The sequence below is a fragment of the Globicatella sanguinis NBRC 15551 genome, assembly GCF_001552295.1.
In the GTDB taxonomy this organism is placed as follows: domain Bacteria; phylum Bacillota; class Bacilli; order Lactobacillales; family Aerococcaceae; genus Globicatella; species Globicatella sanguinis.
Genome location: NZ_BCQX01000023.1, coordinates 1 through 21,087, shown reverse-complemented (window position 1 = coordinate 21,087; position 21,087 = coordinate 1). Strand labels below are relative to the sequence as shown.

The 21,087-nt window shown below is 34.9% G+C and carries 19 protein-coding genes; all 19 read right to left on the bottom strand.

Features of this window, described 5'->3' with window-relative positions:
* Positions 1 to 195 precede the first annotated feature (195 nt).
* A complete protein-coding gene (gene mreD, locus GSA01S_RS03295; RefSeq protein ID WP_066124855.1) occupies positions 196 to 738 on the bottom strand; it encodes a rod shape-determining protein MreD in 543 nt (180 codons plus the stop codon).
* Complete coding sequence (gene mreC / locus GSA01S_RS03290) at positions 728 to 1,573, bottom strand: rod shape-determining protein MreC (RefSeq protein WP_066124853.1); 846 nt, start codon at positions 1,571 to 1,573, stop codon at positions 728 to 730. The genes mreD and mreC overlap by 11 nt, the downstream gene beginning before the upstream one ends.
* 31 nt (positions 1,574 to 1,604) lie before the next feature.
* Positions 1,605 to 2,627: a rod shape-determining protein gene (locus tag GSA01S_RS03285; RefSeq protein ID WP_066124851.1), complete on the bottom strand. Its 1,023-nt coding sequence runs from the start codon at positions 2,625 to 2,627 to the stop codon at positions 1,605 to 1,607.
* 209 nt (positions 2,628 to 2,836) lie between these two features.
* Positions 2,837 to 3,349, bottom strand: a complete 513-nt coding sequence (locus tag GSA01S_RS03280; protein WP_066124849.1) for an adenine phosphoribosyltransferase — start codon at positions 3,347 to 3,349, stop codon at positions 2,837 to 2,839.
* Positions 3,349 to 5,691, bottom strand: coding sequence for a single-stranded-DNA-specific exonuclease RecJ (recJ, locus tag GSA01S_RS03275; protein ID WP_066124847.1), 2,343 nt, complete (start codon positions 5,689 to 5,691; stop codon positions 3,349 to 3,351). The genes GSA01S_RS03280 and recJ overlap by 1 nt, the downstream gene beginning before the upstream one ends.
* 12 nt (positions 5,692 to 5,703) lie before the next feature.
* Positions 5,704 to 6,075 carry a lipopolysaccharide assembly protein LapA domain-containing protein gene (locus tag GSA01S_RS03270; protein ID WP_066124845.1) on the bottom strand — a complete coding sequence of 124 codons (372 nt, stop codon included), beginning with the start codon at positions 6,073 to 6,075 and terminating at the stop codon, positions 5,704 to 5,706.
* 11 nt (positions 6,076 to 6,086) lie between these two features.
* Positions 6,087 to 6,875: an SDR family NAD(P)-dependent oxidoreductase gene (locus GSA01S_RS03265; protein WP_066124844.1), complete on the bottom strand. Its 789-nt coding sequence runs from the start codon at positions 6,873 to 6,875 to the stop codon at positions 6,087 to 6,089.
* Entirely contained in the window at positions 6,865 to 7,818 is a 954-nt protein-coding gene (gene rnz / locus GSA01S_RS03260) for a ribonuclease Z (RefSeq protein ID WP_066124843.1), read from the bottom strand. Before rnz ends, GSA01S_RS03265 begins: the two co-directional genes overlap by 11 nt.
* 35 nt (positions 7,819 to 7,853) lie before the next feature.
* A complete protein-coding gene (locus GSA01S_RS10955) occupies positions 7,854 to 9,698 on the bottom strand; it encodes an acyltransferase family protein (RefSeq protein WP_066124841.1) in 1,845 nt (614 codons plus the stop codon).
* An 11-nt stretch (positions 9,699 to 9,709) separates the two neighbouring features.
* On the bottom strand, positions 9,710 to 11,014 hold the full coding sequence (gene obgE, locus GSA01S_RS03250; RefSeq protein ID WP_066124839.1) for a GTPase ObgE: 1,305 nt from the start codon (positions 11,012 to 11,014) through the stop codon (positions 9,710 to 9,712).
* A 34-nt stretch (positions 11,015 to 11,048) separates the two neighbouring features.
* Positions 11,049 to 13,076: a glycine--tRNA ligase subunit beta gene (glyS, locus tag GSA01S_RS03245; protein ID WP_066124837.1), complete on the bottom strand. Its 2,028-nt coding sequence runs from the start codon at positions 13,074 to 13,076 to the stop codon at positions 11,049 to 11,051.
* The gene (gene glyQ / locus GSA01S_RS03240; protein ID WP_066124835.1) at positions 13,076 to 13,975 is read right to left on the bottom strand and encodes a glycine--tRNA ligase subunit alpha; all 900 of its coding nucleotides are present in this window, start codon (positions 13,973 to 13,975) and stop codon (positions 13,076 to 13,078) included. The genes glyS and glyQ overlap by 1 nt, the downstream gene beginning before the upstream one ends.
* A 220-nt stretch (positions 13,976 to 14,195) precedes the next feature.
* Positions 14,196 to 15,029, bottom strand: coding sequence for a DNA repair protein RecO (recO, locus tag GSA01S_RS03235; RefSeq protein WP_066124832.1), 834 nt, complete (start codon positions 15,027 to 15,029; stop codon positions 14,196 to 14,198).
* A 34-nt stretch (positions 15,030 to 15,063) separates the two neighbouring features.
* Positions 15,064 to 15,969, bottom strand: coding sequence for a GTPase Era (gene era / locus GSA01S_RS03230; RefSeq protein WP_066124830.1), 906 nt, complete (start codon positions 15,967 to 15,969; stop codon positions 15,064 to 15,066).
* A gap of 12 nt (positions 15,970 to 15,981) precedes the next feature.
* A complete protein-coding gene (locus GSA01S_RS03225) occupies positions 15,982 to 16,377 on the bottom strand; it encodes a diacylglycerol kinase (protein WP_066124829.1) in 396 nt (131 codons plus the stop codon).
* A complete protein-coding gene (ybeY, locus tag GSA01S_RS03220; protein ID WP_066124827.1) occupies positions 16,361 to 16,840 on the bottom strand; it encodes an rRNA maturation RNase YbeY in 480 nt (159 codons plus the stop codon). Before ybeY ends, GSA01S_RS03225 begins: the two co-directional genes overlap by 17 nt.
* A 14-nt stretch (positions 16,841 to 16,854) precedes the next feature.
* Positions 16,855 to 19,071, bottom strand: coding sequence for an HD family phosphohydrolase (locus tag GSA01S_RS03215; protein ID WP_066124825.1), 2,217 nt, complete (start codon positions 19,069 to 19,071; stop codon positions 16,855 to 16,857).
* 108 nt (positions 19,072 to 19,179) lie between these two features.
* Positions 19,180 to 20,208 (bottom strand): PhoH family protein, encoded by a 1,029-nt coding sequence (locus GSA01S_RS03210; RefSeq protein ID WP_083513174.1) that lies wholly within the window; start codon positions 20,206 to 20,208, stop codon positions 19,180 to 19,182.
* A 71-nt stretch (positions 20,209 to 20,279) separates the two neighbouring features.
* Positions 20,280 to 20,723, bottom strand: a complete 444-nt coding sequence (locus GSA01S_RS03205; protein ID WP_066124823.1) for a GatB/YqeY domain-containing protein — start codon at positions 20,721 to 20,723, stop codon at positions 20,280 to 20,282.
* Positions 20,724 to 21,087: the final 364 nt, after the last annotated feature.

Sequence of the window (21,087 nt, the reverse complement as noted above, 5' to 3'; positions counted from 1 at the left end):
GACCACTGAACCACTGCGCTTTGAATTAAATAGATATACCAAAACATAATTTAAAAATTTTTTGCCCAGCCGTCCAAGCCTTACCGATTTAGTGTAAAGGCAGATATTTTAAAAATCTCATTATAGGTCAATCTCTTGCTTACCATACTAATCAATCTTTACGCAATCACTAAATGGTTTTAGTCCAATAATTAATTAAATAATTATGTAGTTTTCGTATCCTAGCCAAGATAGTAAGGCTTTAGAAGGAAAATACATTAAAAATGATAATACAATATTAAAAATTAAGGTAGGCCAAAGTTGAGTCGCTAAAAATTCAGTTAATGTGATAATAGTATAGCCTACTTCTCGATAAAAAACGAAAACGATAAATTCTGTAATAGTTATCGCAACAATAAATAACATCATATGTAAAATAGTATTTTTAGGAAAATACTTTTTAGTCTTTAGGATTAGATAAGTCACAATAAAGTAAATTGAGGCATAAATACCCAAAATGGTTGTATTATAACTATCTGTTAAAAAGCCAAAAATTAAAGCATTAATCAGAATCGATTCATCACGAAAGTAAAAAGCAAAGAGTGTTAAAATATATAACGCCATATGCGAAACTATGGTCTGGTCATTTCCTAAAAAAGCAACCGGAAAGATTGCAGGTAAAGCTGAATCAATAATGATACTAAAAAATAAGAAAAAAGGTAAAAACCACTTTATTCTGCGATCACGATTAATTTTCACTTACATCACTCTGCCCTTCACGCATAATGACGGTGACAAATCGAATATCGGTCATTTCACCAGCCGGTACAATTTCAACCGTCTGGAATAAACCATAATCATCCATACGCACATTGGCCACTTCACCTATTAATAGCGTTCTCGGAATGATACCGCCCAATCCCGATGTAATAACCATATCTCCTTCTTTCACCTCAGCTTCAGGATTTACTTGAGTCATAATATAACGCTTCGTTTTACGATCATAAGATGAAACAATTCCATTAGCAGAGCCGCTCTTAGATTGAATATTAGCTGATACCATACCAGCATTTGATTTTTCAGAGGTTAATAATAAGACTTTGGAACTATTAGCGTTGACTTCAATAATCCGTCCAACTAATCCATTACCTGCCATAACGGCCATATTTTCTTTAATACCTTGGCTTGAACCAACATCAATCGTTAAAGTTTCCATCCATTGATCAGGGTTACGAGCAATTACTGTAGCATTTTGAACCGTAAATCCTCCTAAACTTTCGTTTAGTTTTAATTCTTTACGCATTGCTTCATTTTCAGCCTCTAAGTCTGCCACTCGTACTTGTAATTCATATACTTGATCAATTTTAGACTTTAATCGTTGATTTTCTTCAAAAGTATTGATTACTTTATCAACAGAATTGACGAATTTGACAACGACATTGACCGGTTCAGAAAAGACTCGACCCGTCCAAGATGCCGTATCATTTATCGCACTCGTGAAAATATTATTTGTTCCTTTGGTCATTGTATATGCAATTAATGACACCATCATAATCGTACTTAATAATATTCCGATTAATTTTTTATTATTCATCTACGATCCTCTTTCTCTACTCTTTTCAAGTTTAACGTCTATCACGTTCAGCTAATCGTGCTTGATTTTCCATTTCTTTGAGAAGTCTTCCCGCACCTACGACTACTGTATCCAATGGTACTTGTACTAAATGAACCGGAATACCAATCTCTCTTTGAATCCTTTCAGGTAAACGACGTAAAAGTGAACCACCACCGGTTATCACAATACCCGATTCCAATACATCCACCGCTAATTCAGGTGGCGTTTCTTCTAAAACTTGTTTAATTGCAGTAATAATAGGGTTAATCACCTCATCGATTGCTTCGGCAATGACATTCGCGCGTACAATTTTTTCTTCAGGTAGACCGGTCGCTATATTGCGTCCTTTAATCACTCGTTGATCTTTTTCATCATCTTTGGTAAAATTCGCATTACCAATGGTTAATTTTATTTCTTCAGCGGTCTGCATGCCAATAACTAATTGATAACGATCACGCACATAATCTAAAATAGCCTCGTTCATTTTATGACCACCATAAACAATGGCGTTACCTTTAACAATCTCGCCATAAGAAATAACGGCAATATCCGTCGTGCCTCCACCAATATCTACTACCATTTTACCACGTGGCTCATAGATAGATAAATTGGCACCTAAAGCCGCAGCGAAGGGTTCATCCACTATCAAAGCTTTTCGTATTCCAATATCTTTTATCGCATCAATCACTGCGCGACGTTCTACTTTAGTAATGTTACTTGGAACACAAATAACAACATCTGGTCCATTAAATGAGCGGTGTATCGCTTTTTTTATGAAATGGGCCAACATTTGCTTAGTTAAAGAAAAATTAGCAATGACGCCATCCTTCATTGGACGAATGATTTCATAATTATCCGAGGTCCGTCCGACTAATTGTTCAGCTTCTTTACCAAATGCTACTGCTTCTTTTGTATCTTTCTTAATTGCAACAATAGAAGGCTCACGTAAGGCTATTCCTTTATTTTCAATATAGATTAACGTATTTGCTGTTCCTAAATCAATGCCAAGACGTTGTTTGCCAAAAAAAGCCATTGTAACCCTCCATTCATCTACTATGCCAACAAGGCTTCTAGCTCGTTACATTATAACAAAATTTTTCTATAAAAACTACTTGAATTCATTGTATAAAAGAAAATATCAAAAAAAATTAAGAATTAAAAAGAGACTGAAACCCTTTCCTATTCTTAATGAGACATTGTATCTGATATAAGAATAGTGTTAAGTTTTCAGTCTCATAATGATTAAAAGTTCATTAATGTAATATAGTCATATCCTTTAATGTTTTCTTTACCATTTAATTCATCTAATTCAATTAAGAATGCACAGCCGGCTACAATACCGCCTAGTTTTTCAACTAAATCAATGGTTGCTTTAATAGTCCCACCTGTAGCTAATAAGTCATCAGTAATTAATACACGTTGACCAGGTTTAATCGAGTCTTCATGAATTGTCAATACATTTTTCCCATATTCTAAAGAGTAGTCTACTTCAATCACTTTACGAGGTAATTTACCCTTTTTACGAATCGGAACAAAGCCAATTTCAAGTGCGTATGCCACTGGACAGCCTACAATAAACCCTCTTGCTTCTGGTCCAACCACGACATCCACTTCTAATTCTCTTGCATAGTTAACGATTTGTTGGGTTGCATAAGCAAAGGCCTTACCATCTGCCATTAACGGTGTAATATCTCTAAAAATAATACCTTCTGTAGGATAATTATCTACACGCGCAATATACTCTTTTAAATCCATTAATTTTTCCTCAATTCATTAATATATTGTTTTATCTGTTCGATTGTTTGATAGTTCAACAATTCTTCAGTTTTAAATGACTGCTCATACTGTTGGTACGCATTTGATTCTACTAAATCAACTTTGACATTTTGCTCTACGGGTAACGGTACTGTCAGTCCATCCTTCATTATAACAAACTTAACTTCAAAAAACACTTTAAAAATACATTTTAATTTGGTAACAGGTAAATTCATTTGTTGACTTAAAACTTGTATCGCTTTTAATAAGTCAAAACCATTTTTTTGACCTAAAATCCAACGATAAACAGCTGCAAATTCTGCTCTTGATGGTAATCCAGCTAGCCATTTCGATTCTGTTAAATAAACACCTAGATCGACTAATTTGATTTTAGAATTCAGCATCAATTGATTGAATTGTTCCATATTATTTGGATTTTCTATTAATGCAATATGTGATAAATCTAAATTTAATGCTTGATTATTGAGCCATTCATCATAACTAATCATTGTATTGGATGGATGAACTCGATCTGCTAACCATTCTTTTAAATTAGGTTGCTGGTAAAAAAATACCGTGTTGCGATTTTTTAATAATGCATCATTAAATTTACTAGAACGAAAATCACGAATCATAATCCCTTTGACTTTAACATCCAGTACTTGGATTTGTACTTGGCGATTCCCTTGCCATTCATTTATATCTATATAACCGATTAATGAGAAAGTTTCATCTAAGTTAATTGGACTAAATAAATTCGCTTTGGAAAAACCTATCCCTTCAATACTAGTATTATCTTTATAAATCGAAAATTTAATATGTTGGTGTTGATTACCTATGACTCTTTTTTGCTGTAGTTCCACATCATTAAAAGCAAATACTGGTTTAGGATTATCCATACCAAAAGGCGCTAATAATTGACATTCTTTAACAAACTCCTCCGTCGCTATTGTTAAAGGGAGTGCCATATCAACTTTTAAAGTTTTAGGTTGTTCGAAAACAGCTTGATAATTGGCCATTGTAGACAGCATGGCTGTTTTAAAATTTTCCCATTCATTTTCTAAAACAGTTAAGCCTGCTGCTTGGCTATGTCCTCCGAATTGAGCTAAATAAGTTTTATTTTCAGTTAAACAGTCAAATAAATTAATCCCTTCAATTGACCGACCACTTCCACGAAAACGTTGTTCAGCTTGTTGATATTCAAAAATGATTGTTGGACGATGATAGCGTTCAGTAATCTTACTCGCAACAATTCCTAAAACGCCTGCTGGCCAATTAGGCGCAGCCGCGATAATAATCGGTGGTAAAGTAGCATAGTGTTCGATTTGTTCCATGACTTGTTGGGTGATATCATTAACAATCGCTTGTCTTTTTTTATTTTGTTCGTTCACTTTTTGAAGTAAGTGATCAGCTTCAATATCATCGATTGTTTTTAGTAACTCTAGTGCAGGAGTTGGATCGCCTAAACGTCCCACCGCATTGAGTCTGGGTCCCACTACAAATCCAATCGTATCAGCATTAATTTTTCTTAAATCAACTGATTCTTCCACTAACATTTTTTCAAGACCAATCCGCAAGGTCTCACTCATTAGTTTTAAGCCACTCTTAACAATCGTTCGATTCTCATCCGTTAGAGAAACCAAGTCAGCGACTGTCCCAATTGCCGCTAATTCCATACTATTAATCGGCAACTCTCCTAATAGAGCATGCGCCAATTTTAATGCTACACCTGCACCACTTAATTCACCAAAAGGATAGTGACCTTCGGGATGACGTGGATGAATAATGGCATAAGCAGAGGGTAACGTTTCTTGTAGTTCATGGTGATCCGAAACAATCACATCGACCCCTTGACTCTGTGCATATTCAATCGCTTCAAAACCTGCCACTCCATTATCACAAGTTAAAATGACACGTACGCCTTCTTCAATAAAATGTTGATACCGCTCGATATTTGGACCATAGCCATCGATTAAACGATTGGGTAAATAATAGGTAAAATTTGCCCCTAATTCTTCTAATGCTTCTATTAAAATTAACGTACTTGTGATACCGTCTGCATCATAATCACCATAAATTAAAATTAATTCGCCTGCTGCAATTGCTTGATGTAATCGTTCAATCGCACGCTCCATTTGATAAAATAAAAACGGATCATGATAAAGTTGTGGTTCTGGATTTGTCGCTTCTAATATCTTATCCACTGAATCCAGCCCACGATTGATACATAAACGAAGAAAAGCGGGAGAAAAATCTAATCCCGCTGTCTTCATTGTATCTAATTGTTCATCAATTTTCCCGTCTGTTACCGGTATTTGCCAATGATTTTCAATTAAACTCATTTTAACTCTCCATTATTCAGAAAACTTAGTGTCCTCTACTTGTAAAGTATTATTATTTTTTACTTTTAAATCATTAATTTGACTACGTAAATGAGAAATTTCTTTGTCTTTTGCTGCTAATTCTCTTAAATTTGTTTCTTTTAAAGTATTTAATTCTTTTACTGTAGCATTTTTAGATTTTTTCTGTCCTGAAATAGCTGAAATTGAAGTAATTAAACCGACAATGACTCCCACTAATAAACTTAATAAGATAACTAATACAAGTGGAACAGTAAATTTAGCAAAAAACAAGTCAATTGGAACAGTACTTGTATTTTGTAAAGCAAAAATCACCACTAAAATTAAGATAATGATCGAGACAATAAGTTTCCATTGTTTTTTCATAATTTTCACTCCTATTTCAAATTAAAGATATTAAGGGCTAAGTAATCTCCTACATAAGGAAATATCTGATATAAATTGGCTACTAAAGACATCGATAAAGGTAAATTAATTTCGCGTGTATACGGCTTTTGGGTCGCAACTTTAATAATTTTATCCGCTACTAATTCTGGTGTGATTGTAAATCTTTTGACCTTTTCGTAATAATCTCTTAAATTTTTATCATAACTAAAAAATGGTGTCGCTACCGGTCCTGGATTAACAGTTGTGACAAAAACATTGGCTTGTTTAAGTTCTAACCGCAAGGCATTCGCATAGCCAATAACCGCAAATTTAGTGCTAGAATAGACACTGGAATTGGATGTGGCCATTTTGCCTGCCATCGAACTCACAAAGAAAATGTGGCCGCTTTGTTGTTGTACCATTAATTGAGATATTAAAGTAGTCAAATATATCATACCAAAAGTATTCACTTTAAACATCTCGTTAACTTCTTCATAACTAAATTCATTCGCTAGTTTAAATGTACCATAACCTGCACAATTTATTAAGTAATCTACCCTTTGATATTTACTTTTTATTTTTTGATAAGCATATTCTAATTGGATTTTATCACTGACATCGCATTTTACAACCAAGCTATCCGTATGATATTGGTGATATAACTGATGAGCTAAATTTTCTAAAGCTGATACATTACGCGCTATTAAAACTAAATGCGCACCTTGTTTTGCTGCTTTTATCGCGACCGCTTTACCAATCCCGCTGGAAGCACCCGTTATGACCATCACTTTATTGTTCATCTGGCATCTCCTTATGATTGCCCACTTCAACCTCAGTAAAATCATAGACAATTTGCGCTTGAGGAAAAACAGTTTTAGCCTGCTTTTCTAATTTCTTAGCATCAGCCCCTAGATAACGAGCACTAATATGATTCATTAACAGTTTCTTTACTTGTGCCTCTTTTGCGACTTTTGCTGCTTGTATATTCGTTGAGTGAAAATGAGCATAAGCTAAATCCTTTTCTTGATCGACATATGTTGCTTCATGAATTAAGACATCCGCACCTTTTGCCAAAGTCACTAAATTAGCACATGGACGCGTATCACCTAAAATGGTCACAATTCGCCCTTTCTTTTCTTCGCCAAGAAAATCATTCCCATTTAAAATGGTTCCATCGGCAAGAGTTACAGTTTCGCCTCGTTTTAATTGCCCAAAAATAGGTCCATTAGGAATATTATAGGGCGCTAAACGATCGATGAGTAATTCTCCTTGTGAATCCGGTTCAACTATTCGAAATCCAAAACTAATCACACCATGATTTAAAGGTAAATAATCGATTTTCCAACCATTAGCAAACTTTAATTGTCCGCCTTCATTGTTTAATTCCACGAATTTAATTGGATAAGACAATTTGGATTTAGAAAAACGCAAAGCATTTTGAACGAATTGGCGAATACCTTGCGGACCATATATCGTTAAGGGATCATTGCCTCCCCCTTGAAAGGAACGACTACTTAAAAAACCCGGAAGACCAAAAATATGATCACCATGCATATGAGTAATAAAAATATTGGTTATTTTTCTTGGTTTAATACTAGTTTTTAATATTTGATGTTGAGTGGCTTCCCCACAATCAAATAACCATATTTCATTGATTTCGTCTAATAATTTTAATACTAATGAACTAACATTACGAGCTTTGGCTGGTACACCTGAACCCGTACCTAAAAATTGTATCTTCATCTAAAACTCCTAACTAATCGTTAATATGACAAATTTTATTGCTGACGATACAGTTCATTTGCCATTAATTTTGCTAACTCTAAACTTCCCTTTTCATTGGGATGAAATTCATCAAGTAACCAATCCGAATGAGTATTAGCAACACTCGCCCAATCGATTAATCTCACATTTCCATAACGTTGAGCTGCTTTAAATAATTCATTGTTGACTTGCTGTGTCCAAGCACGATTAGGACTGATTAAAACGAAATATATCATTCGATTTTCACCAATAGCCTCTATATAATCGTCGAGTTGGCCTTTGGTAAAAGCGCCATTCGTCCCTAGTAATGTGATTACCGTTGGTGTTAGTTTATTTTTGGCTTTTAAGGCTTCGATATCACTAACACTGTTATATAATTGACGTCCTTCATTGGCATCTATCACTGCTTTAGGAAAAACATCAATTATCTGTTGTGCTGATGCTAAAAAGATCGAATCGCCTACAAATGTGACTTCGATGGCATTAGCATATAACTTCACTTCTTGTTCTAAGCCTTCAATATTGTTGATAACAATTTTAGGTCGTTCATTTGAATTAAGTGTTTGATCAACAATCGCTTCATTGTGTTTGAATGTTTCAGCTAATTCTTGCACGACTCCTGCTCTTGTTTGCGGTGCTAATAATATGCCGAATAGTCCGATAAAGAGTATTATTCCATAAAAACCACTGAAAAATTTTACTTGTTTAAATTTACCCGGGTTATTTTTTAAAAATTTAAATTGGAATCTTGTTTTTCGTATATTAGAATCTTGTCCAAATGGTAAGACTATTTTACGACTTTCAATGAGATAATAAGCAAATTCAGCAAAAACAACCAACAAAAGACAGCCAACAAATATATGAACCGCATAACTTCGATTAACCTTTTTTAATAATTCTGGCATCACTAACACAATTGGATAAAACCATAAATAATAGGTATAACTTTTTTTACCTAAATAAACAAATGGTTTAAAATTAAAAAATTTATTTAACCAAGTATCTGGATATAAGGTAATAAAAATAACAATTAAAGATAAGAGTGTAAAGAGCGTTATACCAAAACGAAAAGCAAAAGGTTGCGTACCATACATATAACGTATCATCATCCACATCAGCCATAAAATAGCAATACCTAAACCATTTAACAGCCCTTTCGTTTGTGAATTGATTGCTTTCGGTTTTAAATTATATGGCATCGCTAAGCTGAGCACTCCACCTAATGTATAAGCAAATAATCGGGCTAAGGTATTAAAAAATATACTGGAATGTTCATGACCCGTAGTTTGTAAATACCACATTAGCACCATTGAAATTAAACTAACAATTGAAAGCATATTGATCGCAGTTGAGGTGCTTTTATGCCATTTATAGCAAGATTCAATTAAAAGCGGTGTTAATAATATGAGTTGTGCGTACATTGAACTATACCATAAATGAGCAAAAACACTTTGGTTAGCTGCTTGAGCAAAAAATGAGCTCCCTGTTATGATTTGATAAAAATTATTAACAAATAAAAGACTGCTCAATCCCATATTTCGTAAGTTCATATAGTTTTGGGGTGACATGAACATAATGAAAACGGTCATAAAAATCATCATAAATAACATAGGGAAGAACAATTTATCAAACCGTCGTCTTAAAAAGTTGCGATATTCCATTGGTTGTTCTAAAATGATTCGCTTTTTAAAAAGACGAAAATTTAAGAAACCACCTATTAGGAAAAATAAATTAACGGCAACAAAGCCACCGGGAACCAAATGCTGCAGATAGTAATAGGCAATGATAATAACTAAAGAGAGACCTTTAAGTCCATCTAACACTTCTATTCGATTTTGATTCGACTTACCTATTTGCATATTGCTCACCATTAATCCATAAACTCGAATTGATAACCAGCTAAATCGACAATATCACCATTTTGGGCACCGTGTTGGCGTAAAGCTTCGTCTACTCCCATGGTACGTAGTTGGCGAGCGAAGCGCGCAATACTTTCATCATGAGCCATATTGGTCATCGCATACAGTTTTTCTATTTTTTCCCCGTATAAGCGCCAATATCCCTCACCAAGTTGTTCAATCATGAATGGTACATCTTCTTCTAATTGATAATGAACCGCTTCGATCACTTCTTCATCGAGTGGTATGAAGGTCGTTGTTTGAATTAATTCATATACTTTATTTAATAAAGGTTTAATGCCAGTTGTTTGCCAAGTACTAACTTCAAAGATAGTTGGTAAATCTTGTTGTTGTTCTTGATAATAGCTAGCAATTTTTTCTTTAAAGAGTTTAATGTTTTCTTGAGCCACTACTTCATCCATTTTATTAGCTACAATCACCATTGGTCGTTCTAATAACTTAGCATTATATGCTTTTAATTCGTGCATAATGTCTAAGAAATCTTGATAAGGGTCACGACCATGTACGCCAGCCATATCAATCACATGAATTAATACTTTGGTCCGTTCAATATGACGTAAAAAATTTATTCCTAAGCCGACACCTGCTGAAGCTCCTTCAATTAAACCAGGCATATCCGCTAAGACAAATTCTTTACCAATGCCTAAATTAACGACGCCTAAATTCGGTGTTAAAGTCGTAAATTGATAGTCTGCAATCTTCGGTTTGGCATTACTTACAACGGATAATAAAGTCGATTTACCAACACTTGGATAGCCTACTAATCCCGCATCCGCAATCACCTTTAATTCCAAAGATAATGCCCGTTCTTCACCCGGTTCACCATTTTCGGCAATTGAAGGGGCCGGATTTTTATGAGTGGCAAAGCGAATATTTCCGCGTCCCCCTCGTCCGCCTTTGGCGACAATAACTTCTTGTCCATGGTCAACTAGATCAGCAATTAATTGCTCTGTTTCCACATCGCGTACAATCGTTCCGGGTGGTACTTTGACAATCAAATCTTCTGCACCCGCTCCATATTTACTTTTACTCATGCCATTTTCACCATTGGCTGCTTTAAAATGACGATTATAACGGAAATCCATTAAAGTATGGAGTCCTTCATCTACTCGAAAAACAACGTCACCACCACGACCACCGTCACCGCCAGCCGGTCCTCCATCTGGTACATACTTTTCCCTTCTAAAAGCAACCATGCCATCGCCACCTTTACCAGCTTTGACATTCACAACTGCTCTATCTAAAAACGTAGACATATTATCACTCCCTTTCTTTTAACAAGTTCTATTTTTAAAATTTACTAATTAATAAACGTGGATCTAAATAATCTAAAACATATTGAGTTAAAGTTGTCATTGTCGCATAACGATTGGCTTTGATTTTTTCATCTTGATCATTGACCATGTTCTCTTCAAAATAATGGTCAATCGGTGCGACTAAGTGTTGTAAAGTATCTAATACATTCCCTAGTCCTAGTGATTGGGCTAAGCCAATCAAAGTTTTTTCTGATTCTGTTTGAGCTAAAGCTAAATCAAGATGAGTATTTTCTGTTTTGCTACCTAAATTAACAACTCGGCTGATGGCTTCAACAATAGCGCGATAGTTCTCTGGCTCATTGTCTTTTTTAGCTTGCAATGCTTTAGCCGTTTCAACCATTAATTTAAAATTTAAGCCTTTAGAAGCTACCACAGCTTGAATAATATCAAAGTCTATTTGTTCTCGTTCTAAAGCAACTGACATTCTAGCATTAAAGAAATCAATCAGATGTTTTAGTAATTCATTATTACCTTTAACAACTGAATGATTTTCTAATATCGCTAATAAATCGATTTGCCAGTCGGTTGATAATAATATTTCTACTACTCCCATCGCTTGACGTCTTAATGCATAAGGGTCGTTTGAACCGGTTGGAATTAAATCGACACTAAAGTAATGAATTAAAGTATCTAATTTATCAGCTAATGTTAATAATTTGCTGGCGGTTGTCGTTGGTAATTGACCTCCACTTGATTTTGGTAAATATTGTTCACGAATCGCGATGGCAACTTGTTCATCGATACCATAATGCGGTGCATACACATAACCAATTTCTCCTTGGAGCTCATCAAACTCGCCAACGGTTTGGGTCATCAAGTCATACTTATAAATTTTGGCTGCTTCAATAGCCGTATTTGTTGTTGCTTTGTCGACTTGTACTGACTTAGCAATTAAAGGAATAAAAGCCGCTACTCGTTGTTGTTTATCCGCAAGACTACCTAATTTAAAATGTTCATTAACAGACGTTAACTTATTTAAATAAAATGCTAAATCTTGTTTTAAATCTTCTTCATAGAAGAATAAGGCATCCTCTAAACGAGCACGTAAGACTTTTTTATTACCTTTAATCACATTTTCTAGATGGTCGCTATTACCATTACGTACAGAAATAAATATCGGTAAAAGTTGATTCGCTTGGTTTAAAGCATAAAAATAACGTTGGTGATCCTTCATCGCAGTTATTAATACTTGTTCAGGTACTTTTAAATACTCTTCTTCAAACTCACCATAAAAAACAGTTGGCCATTCCACTATGGAAGTCACTTCCTCTAGTAAATCTTCATCAATTGGCACAATCCAATTCTTTTCATTAGCCAATGATTCAATTTGGCTTTTAATGATGGCCTGGCGTTCTGCAAAATCGGCTAATACAAATTCTGCTTTTAATTGTTCAACATAAGTGGCTGGACTCTTAATTGACACTTCATGACCTAAGAAGCGGTGACCACGTGTCAAACGATCAGCTTGTACTCCAACAAATTCAAATGGTACCACTGTTTCATTTAATAAAGAAACAAACCAATGAATGGGACGAATAAAAGGTGTTTCAATTGCATTCCAATGCATCGTCACTGGAAAGGTCATTGCTTTAATGACTTGGGGCATATTTTTTAAGATATCAATGGTCTTTTGGCCTTTGATAAATTTATTAACATGTAAGTATTCAACACCTTTAATCTCTTCAACAAAGCTATCTTCTGGTGAGGCTTGTTGTCCTCTTAAAAAACCTAAAGCCGCTTTGGTCCATTCACCATTTTCATCTTTAGCTATTTTCATCGCGGGCCCTTTAGCCACTTCGGTAATATCCGCTTGGGCATCTGCTAAGCCATCCACAGTAACAGCTAAACGTCTCGGTGTGGCATAAGTCTTAATCGTACTAAATTCAATACGTTGCTCAGTTAAATAATCGGCTACGCGTGTTTTTAATTGATCACTTAATGACAGTAAAAAGCGTGCAGGCACTTCTTCTAAACCAATTTCTAATAAATATTGATTACTCATTATTTCATCTCCTTAGATACTTGTTTTAATAAAGGATAACCTAATTTTTCTCGTTCATTAACAAACGCTTGTGCCACAGAACGAGCCATTTTACGGATTCTTGCTAAATAACCCGCACGATCAGAAACAGAAATCATGCCACGTGCATCTAATAAGTTGAAACTATGGCTACATTTTAAAATATAATCATAGGCTGGATGAACTAATTCAGCTTCAATTAAGCGCGTTGCTTCTTCTTCGTAGGCATCAAATTGTTGGAATAACATTTCACTATCACTTAATTCAAAAGCATAAGTCGAATGCTCACGTTCAGGTTGCTTGAAAATTTCACCATATTTAACACCAGCTACCCATTCTAAATCATAAACATTTTCGACATCTAAAATATACATGGCTAATCGTTCTAAACCGTAAGTTAACTCAGAAGTTACTGGATTACATTTTAACCCGCCTACTTGTTGGAAATAGGTAAATTGGGTAATTTCCATCCCATCAATCCAGACTTCCCAGCCTAATCCGGCGCAACCTAAAGAAGGATTTTCCCAGTTATCTTCAACAAAACGAATATCATGTTCTAATGGATCAATTCCAATCGCTTCTAAACTTTCTAAATAGAGTTCTTGAATATTTAAAGGAGAGGGTTTCATAATCACTTGAAATTGATGATGTTGAAATAGACGGTTGGGGTTTTCACCATAACGCCCATCTGCTGGTCTTCTAGAAGGCTCTACATAAGCCGCATTCCAAGGTTCAGGCCCAATCGCTCTCAGAAAAGTATAAGGGCTCATCGTGCCGGCACCTTTTTCATTATCATAACTATTTAAAATCATACAGCCTTGTTTTGACCAAAATTGTTGTAAGGTCATAATAATCTCTTGCATGGTTGTTTTCTTTTCCATACTATCACTCCTCAATAATATTAAAAAATCCCTATGAATAGCCAAATAAGACTACTCATAGGGACGAAAGTATTTTCGCGGTTCCACCCTAATTCTAGTAAGGACTAGCACTTTTAATTTTATATAAAATAACCAAAAGCATGCCTTCGATTTGCCCTAGCTTTCACTATTCTAGAGTCGCTATACTATCTTCTTTTTTCTTGCTTTTAATAACTAGATTTTACCTATTATCCGAGCTATTGTCAACTTGCGATTGAAGGCTTGTCGTTCTTTTTGAGCCTCTTTTTGATAGAATACTTTGATATTTTTGGTCCAATTGGTCCATTTCGTCAATAAACTGTTTACTTTTAAGTCTAATTCCAACAAATTCTTGATAAAGTTCTTTTGTCAGTCTTTTTAATTCAGTAATTGTTTCAAAACTAACATTGATGGAATTAATTTTATTTAAGGGGGTATTGGCTAATAAAAAAGCGACATGCATCGCCTTAGGGCTAATATGCAAGCGATAAGGATCATCATTAAAATGTTGTCGACAAATCAAGCCACCTAAATTGATACTAAAATCAAAAGGTTCTTGCCGACTCCCACATACCTGACAATGCTGCCAATTTAATTGAGTCCCAAAATAAGGTAATAAATAAATCTCAAAATAAACCATTAAGATGTCATGATTAAAACCTTCATTTAACTTTAATAATGTTTCATTTAATAAATGATACAAATGAGGTTGTGGGTCAAAATCTTCAAAAACCGCATCGATTAATTGCACAAAATAACTTGCATAAGACTGCAAGGTTAAATCCTCTAATACTTTCCGAGGAAAGGCTAATGTTGAGGCTTCTTTGACAAATGAAAAACCTGACGGGTTAATAGCACCCACATATTGATTTTTAGAAAATGGAATCAACTGAGCCCGCATAGCATGATTGGATTGCTGTCCTCTACGAATAAAAAACATCCGCTTTCCAAATTCTTTGGTCAGTAATTTTACAATCGTGTCTTCTTCGCGATATTGCCTACGGAATAAAACAATGCCTTCGAATGTTTCTTGCATGCCGTCACTTCCATTTCATTTTTCAAACTATTGATTAATAATCGGTTTTCTTGTAGCCCAATTCATTGATATAGGTCTGTTTATTACGCCAATCCTTTTGCACTTTGACCCATAAATCTAGATAAACTTTATCATCTAATAAACGTTCAATGTCACGCCGAGCCATTTGACCAATCTTTTTAATCATCGAGCCTTGAGCACCAATAATGATTCCCTTTTGACTCTTTCTTTCAACGATAATGGTCGCTTGTACTTCCACTTTATCATTTTCATTCCGTTGCATACTTTGAACTTGAACCGCCACTGAATGCGGAATTTCTTCTTTCGTTAAAAGTAAAATTTTCTCCCGAATGAATTCAGCTACCACAAAATATTCCGGATGATCCATAATTTGATCAGCAGGATAATACTGTGGACCAACTGGTAAGGTAGATTTCAAAGTATTCATCATTTCTGGAACATTGTTCCCTTCCAAGGCACTGATTGGAAAGACTTCACTAAATTCTAATTCACTTGTATAAGATTCAATCGTTTCAAATAAACTATCTGGATGGACAAGATCAATTTTATTAATTAAAAGATACACCGGTACTGAAAGATTTTTTAATTTCTCGATGATTAATCGATCACCTGGTCCAATACTTTGAATCGCACTGACGACAAATAGTACAGCGTCGACTCCTTTCAAAGCACTATAAGCGGTATTAACCATAAAATCTCCTAGTGCATGTTTAGGTTTATGAATCCCCGGTGTATCAATGAATACAATTTGTGCCTCTTCATCAGTGTACACACCTTGAATTCGATTACGGGTTGTTTGTGCTTTGTCTGACATTATCGCAATTTTTTGTCCGATGACCCTATTTAATAAGGTAGACTTTCCTACATTTGGTCGTCCGATAATCGCAACAAAGCCTGATTTAAATTCTTTATTTGTCATAATGACCTCTCTCTAAAATAATTTTACTAAGTATGGTACAAAAATAATGATTCCTACGACAACTGCAATCAACGCCATCATCATGACGGCAGCAGCCGCAATATCTTTACTTCTTTTGGCGTGTTGATCCCACTTGGTGCCAACAACTAAATCGACCACCGTCTCAATGGCTGAATTAATCATTTCCAACGCTATTACATGACCAATCAGTAAGATGATAATTAACCATTCGGTGGTCGTAATTTGAAAAATAAAACCAGCCACTACTACAGCCAATGTCATCAATAAATGAATTCTAAAGTTGAATTCTTCCTTCCATAAGGTAATGAGTCCAGCTTTAGCTGCTTGAAAAGCCGAAATTCGATTTTGATTCGCCCAGTATTTAGTAGGTTTATCTTGTAAGCCCATATTCTTCTAAAACCTCATTTTGAATGCCGAACATTTCTCGTTCTTCTTCTTCGGTTTGATGGTCATATCCATTTAAATGAAGAAAGCCATGTACCGTTAAAAAAGCTAATTCACGTTCAAAAGAATGACCATAATCGGCTGCTTGTTCAACGATTTTCTGATATGAGATAATAATATCACCTAGATGTTCTGGGATAGCAGCAAAATCGTCATCTGCTTCCATCGTAAAGTCAAAATCGTCATCGCCTTCTGTTAAAGCAAAGCTTAAAACATCTGTCGGGCGATCAATGCCACGGTATTGTTTGTTTAATTGGTGGATTGTTTCATTATTAACAATTGAAATGTCTACTTCACTTTGTTCTGAAAGCCCTAATTTTTTGGCTGTTAATTCGATGACATCTTCAATTATTTTTGTTTGTGACGCTTCTAAATACTGTTCATCATCGATTAAATCAATAATCATCTTGTCCGCTCCTTCTATTCTGGATATTCTACGCGCGTATGAAACATTCCCGCCACACCATTAATGAGCGACTGTTTAACAATTTTTAACTCTTGGACCGTTAATCCTGAATCTTCAAATTGATTCGCTTCAATCTTCCCATCGATGATTTTAGTAATTAAAGCGGTAATGGCTTCAACTGAATGTTCTTTTAAAGTTCGAGAAGCTGCTTCAACAGAGTCTGCAATCATAATCACTGCAATCTCTTTTGACTGTGGTTTTGGACCTGGATAGCTAAAATCTTCAATATTAATATCCGTTTTTTCTTGTTTAGCCTGATGGTAAAAATAGCCTGCTTGGGTGGTACCATGATGTTGTAAACAGACATCGACTATTCCTTTAGGCATATTATTATCTTCTAGTATTTTTGCTCCTTCGGTAACATGACTAATAATAATTTTAGCACTTTCTGCCGCTGTCATCATCTGATGTGGTGAGACCATCCCTTGTCTTAAATTCTCCACAAAAAACATTGGATATTTCACTTTCCCTACATCATGATAGTAACTTGCCACTCTCGTAAACAGTGAGTCGCCACCAATCGCATCCACAGCGTTAGCACTTAAATTAGCTACTAAAATACTATGGTGATAAGTACCTGGTGCTTCTTCAATTAAAAGTTTTAATAATGGATGATTAAGATTAGCTAATTCATTTAGTGTTAAGGCTGCTTGATCATCGAGTAATTGTTCCCAATAAGGTTTTATTAAAATATATATCGTATGCATGATAACTGCACTTGATACCATTGCAAAAGTGGTAGTTAACGTTTCATAATTGAAAATTTCATAATTCATTGCTAATAAAATCGGAATGGTAATGACCATATTCCATAAAATGGACGACTTTAAGGTCATTTGATGCATCGTAGGATCCTGTTCGATTCTTAACCAAATAACGAGCATCGTAAAGAAATAAAAGACTGCTGGAATTAAAACCCCAATTAAGTCAGTTTGACTATTTAAAACGAATAAACTAATTAAGTTAAAGAAAATAATAGCTAATGCAATCGTCCGTCGATCGGTTTTAGGTAAAATTAATAATGGTAACAAACCAGCTGGAAACAACAACATTGCTTCAGACATCCCATTTTGTTGTAAGACTTGCAAAAATGTTAGAAAGATAAAAGCAAAGAGAAAAGCCAATGAATAAGCTGTTAAACGCATATTACCATCATTAACGGTTTTACTTTGTTTGTTATCCCATTTATTAAATACCATATAAAGAAAAATGGCGTGAATTAATAACACTGCAGCAAAAGCATAGATGCTATAAACCTTGGTTTGATTATTTAAAATTCCATAAATATTTAATAAACGAATCATTTCAGAGTCAACCACAAAACCTTCTTGAATGATAACTTGACCTTGTAATATATAGGTTGACTGTACTTGATTGACTGCATTTTCTCTGGCTAACTCCGTCGCCGGTTCGTCAAAAACCACTGTAGGTACCATTAACTGAACCACTAAAGATTTAAGGATTTCTCGATTTTTATTGCGATTTATATCCGCATTAATTTGACTAAAGATACTCTCGATAACGGTATTGACTTTCTCAGCCGAAATTTCTTTCATTAACGTTTCTGAAATAGTATTGGTAATATAAGTTTGAAGACCAATTATTTCTTCATCATTCATTTTAGCAATCGCTAATTGCATCTCATTATCAAGGTCCGCTACGAAATCTTTAATTGATTGGTCACCTTTTTGTAATTGATTCACTAAAACGATTGTTTTTTCTGCATCATTTAATTGAGCAAATGGTACTTCCTGAGTTTCGGTTCTTTGTTCCGTCCCAATCTCATTGGCCAATTCATTTAAATCATCTAATTCATTAAATAATTGCTTAATTTGTTGAGTCGAATAATTTTCTTTTCTTAATTGACGAATAGAACTAAAATATTGTTCAATTAATGTCAATTGATTTTCACGAATAGATGGGCTATAGGTATAAACATCGGCCACCGCATCATAGGCACGTTGTTTATTCTCATTGGTTTTCTGTTCATCGATTGTAGTATACGGTGCGCGAATGGTTACATCAGCAACTTGATTAGGTTGAATATTATATTGTCTTGGTTTGACACTGGCAAAACCAAATAAAAAAAGTAATACAGTTAAAAGTGCAATTAAAATAGGTCGATACCATTTACCTAATCTTTGTTGTAAATGATATAATTTTTTATTCAAAATGTCACCCCAATTCAATCATTATTTAGCAAATAGGTTATAAAAGAAAGATAAAAACGGCTTATCAATTCTCCTAACTAATAAAACGCGTCTATCTTTCCTTTATCATTATTCTGGTTGATTTAAACGTTCCATTTCAGTTTTAGAAGTCTCTGTTTTTGTCTCTGTTTCTGTCTCCTGTGATACGGAAGTCGCATCATGCTCATTCGTCGTCGCTGGTGATGGTGTTGCTTTGGTTCCATAAGCACGGATAATATCAGCTACTACTGGATGACGTACTACATCAAAGGCATCAAATGTTACAAATGAAATACGTGGTATGCTCTTTAGTTTTTCAATCGCATCCACTAAACCTGATTTAACACCGCGAGGTAAGTCTATTTGTGTCTTATCCCCATTAATAATCATTTTTGACCCGAATCCTAAACGTGTTAGGAACATTTTCATTTGAGCAATCGTCGTATTTTGAGCCTCATCTAATATGACAAAAGCATCGTCTAATGTACGACCTCTCATGTAAGCTAACGGCGCAATTTCAATAATGCCTCGCTCCATTAAACGTACCGTTTGTTCGGTGCCCATAATCGTGTATAAAGCATCATAAACAGGTCGTAAATAAGGATCCACCTTTTCTTTTAAATCTCCAGGTAAAAAACCTAAACTTTCGCCTGCTTCAACTGCTGGCCGTGTTAAAATAATTTTCTTTACTTTCCCCTCACGTAAAGCCTGAACAGCCAAAACAACGGCTAAAAATGTTTTACCGGTCCCAGCAGGCCCTACTCCAAAGGTAATATCATGTGAATTAATTTTTTTAACATATTGTAATTGTCCGAAGTTTTTCACGCGAATCGCTTTACCGTCGGCAGCACGACCAATCACTTCCTCATAAAGATTAACGAAGAATTCTAGTGTATTGTTTTTGGCCATTTTGATTGCCGTAACAACATCCATTGTACGTGGTGTAATATTACGCTCTAATAAATGAATCAACATAAAGAAAATGTCGCTAACTTCATTCACGTCGGCTTCATCTTCCCCTTTAATGGTAATGACTTCTCCTCGAACAGCAATCGAAACGGGATAACTTTCTTCTAGTAATTGAATATTTTGATCTTGATTCCCAATTAGAGCAATCATCCAATCACCATTAGTGACAATTACTTGTTTAGAAAATGTACTTGGATTATTCAAATTTTCGCCTCTTTTTCTTATGATAATAATTCTTTTACGATACGATTAACAACTTGTCCATCTGCTTGCCCTTTTAATTCAGCCATTGCTTTCCCCATTACTGCACCGAAAGCTGATTTATCTTTAGCTCCTACTGCTGCAATAATTTTGGTTATTGCTTCTTTGATTTCATCTTCTGATAATTGTGCTGGTAAGTATTGTTCAACGATTTTGATTTCGTCCAATAAAGGCGCCACTAAATCTTGACGACCTGCTTTTTCAAATTCAGCTAATGAATCTTTACGCTGTTTCATTTCTCTAGCAATAATGGTGATTTCTTGTTCTTCACTCAAAGGCTCTGTTTGTTCAATTTGTTCCTTTTGCAAGGCAGCCTTCAACATGCGAATAACTTTTAGTGTTTCTTTATCTTTCGCTTTCATTGCTACTTTTATATCTTCATTAATTCGTTGTGTTAATGACATCATTCATACACCTCTCATCAAATTTCTTATTATCTATTGTAACAAATTTTTGCTTAATATTACATTAAATGCGTAAATCTCTACTGTTTTTTTACAATTTATCGGTAATTAGTAAAAAAATTCCCTTCAATAAACGATTGAAAGGAATAATTATCAAAATATTGAATGATTATAAAGCTAAAATTTAAAAATTTAAGTTATGGTGTGCTTACTAGGCATCACTGAGCGGGAGTAGACCAGAAGTAGAAAAGCGAATGATTTTCGCTTCGTTGGACTACCCCCGCACAGTTGGGAATAGACCAGAAGTAGAAAATCAAATGATTTTCGCTTCGTCGGCTTACCCCCGCACAGTTGGGAGTGGACC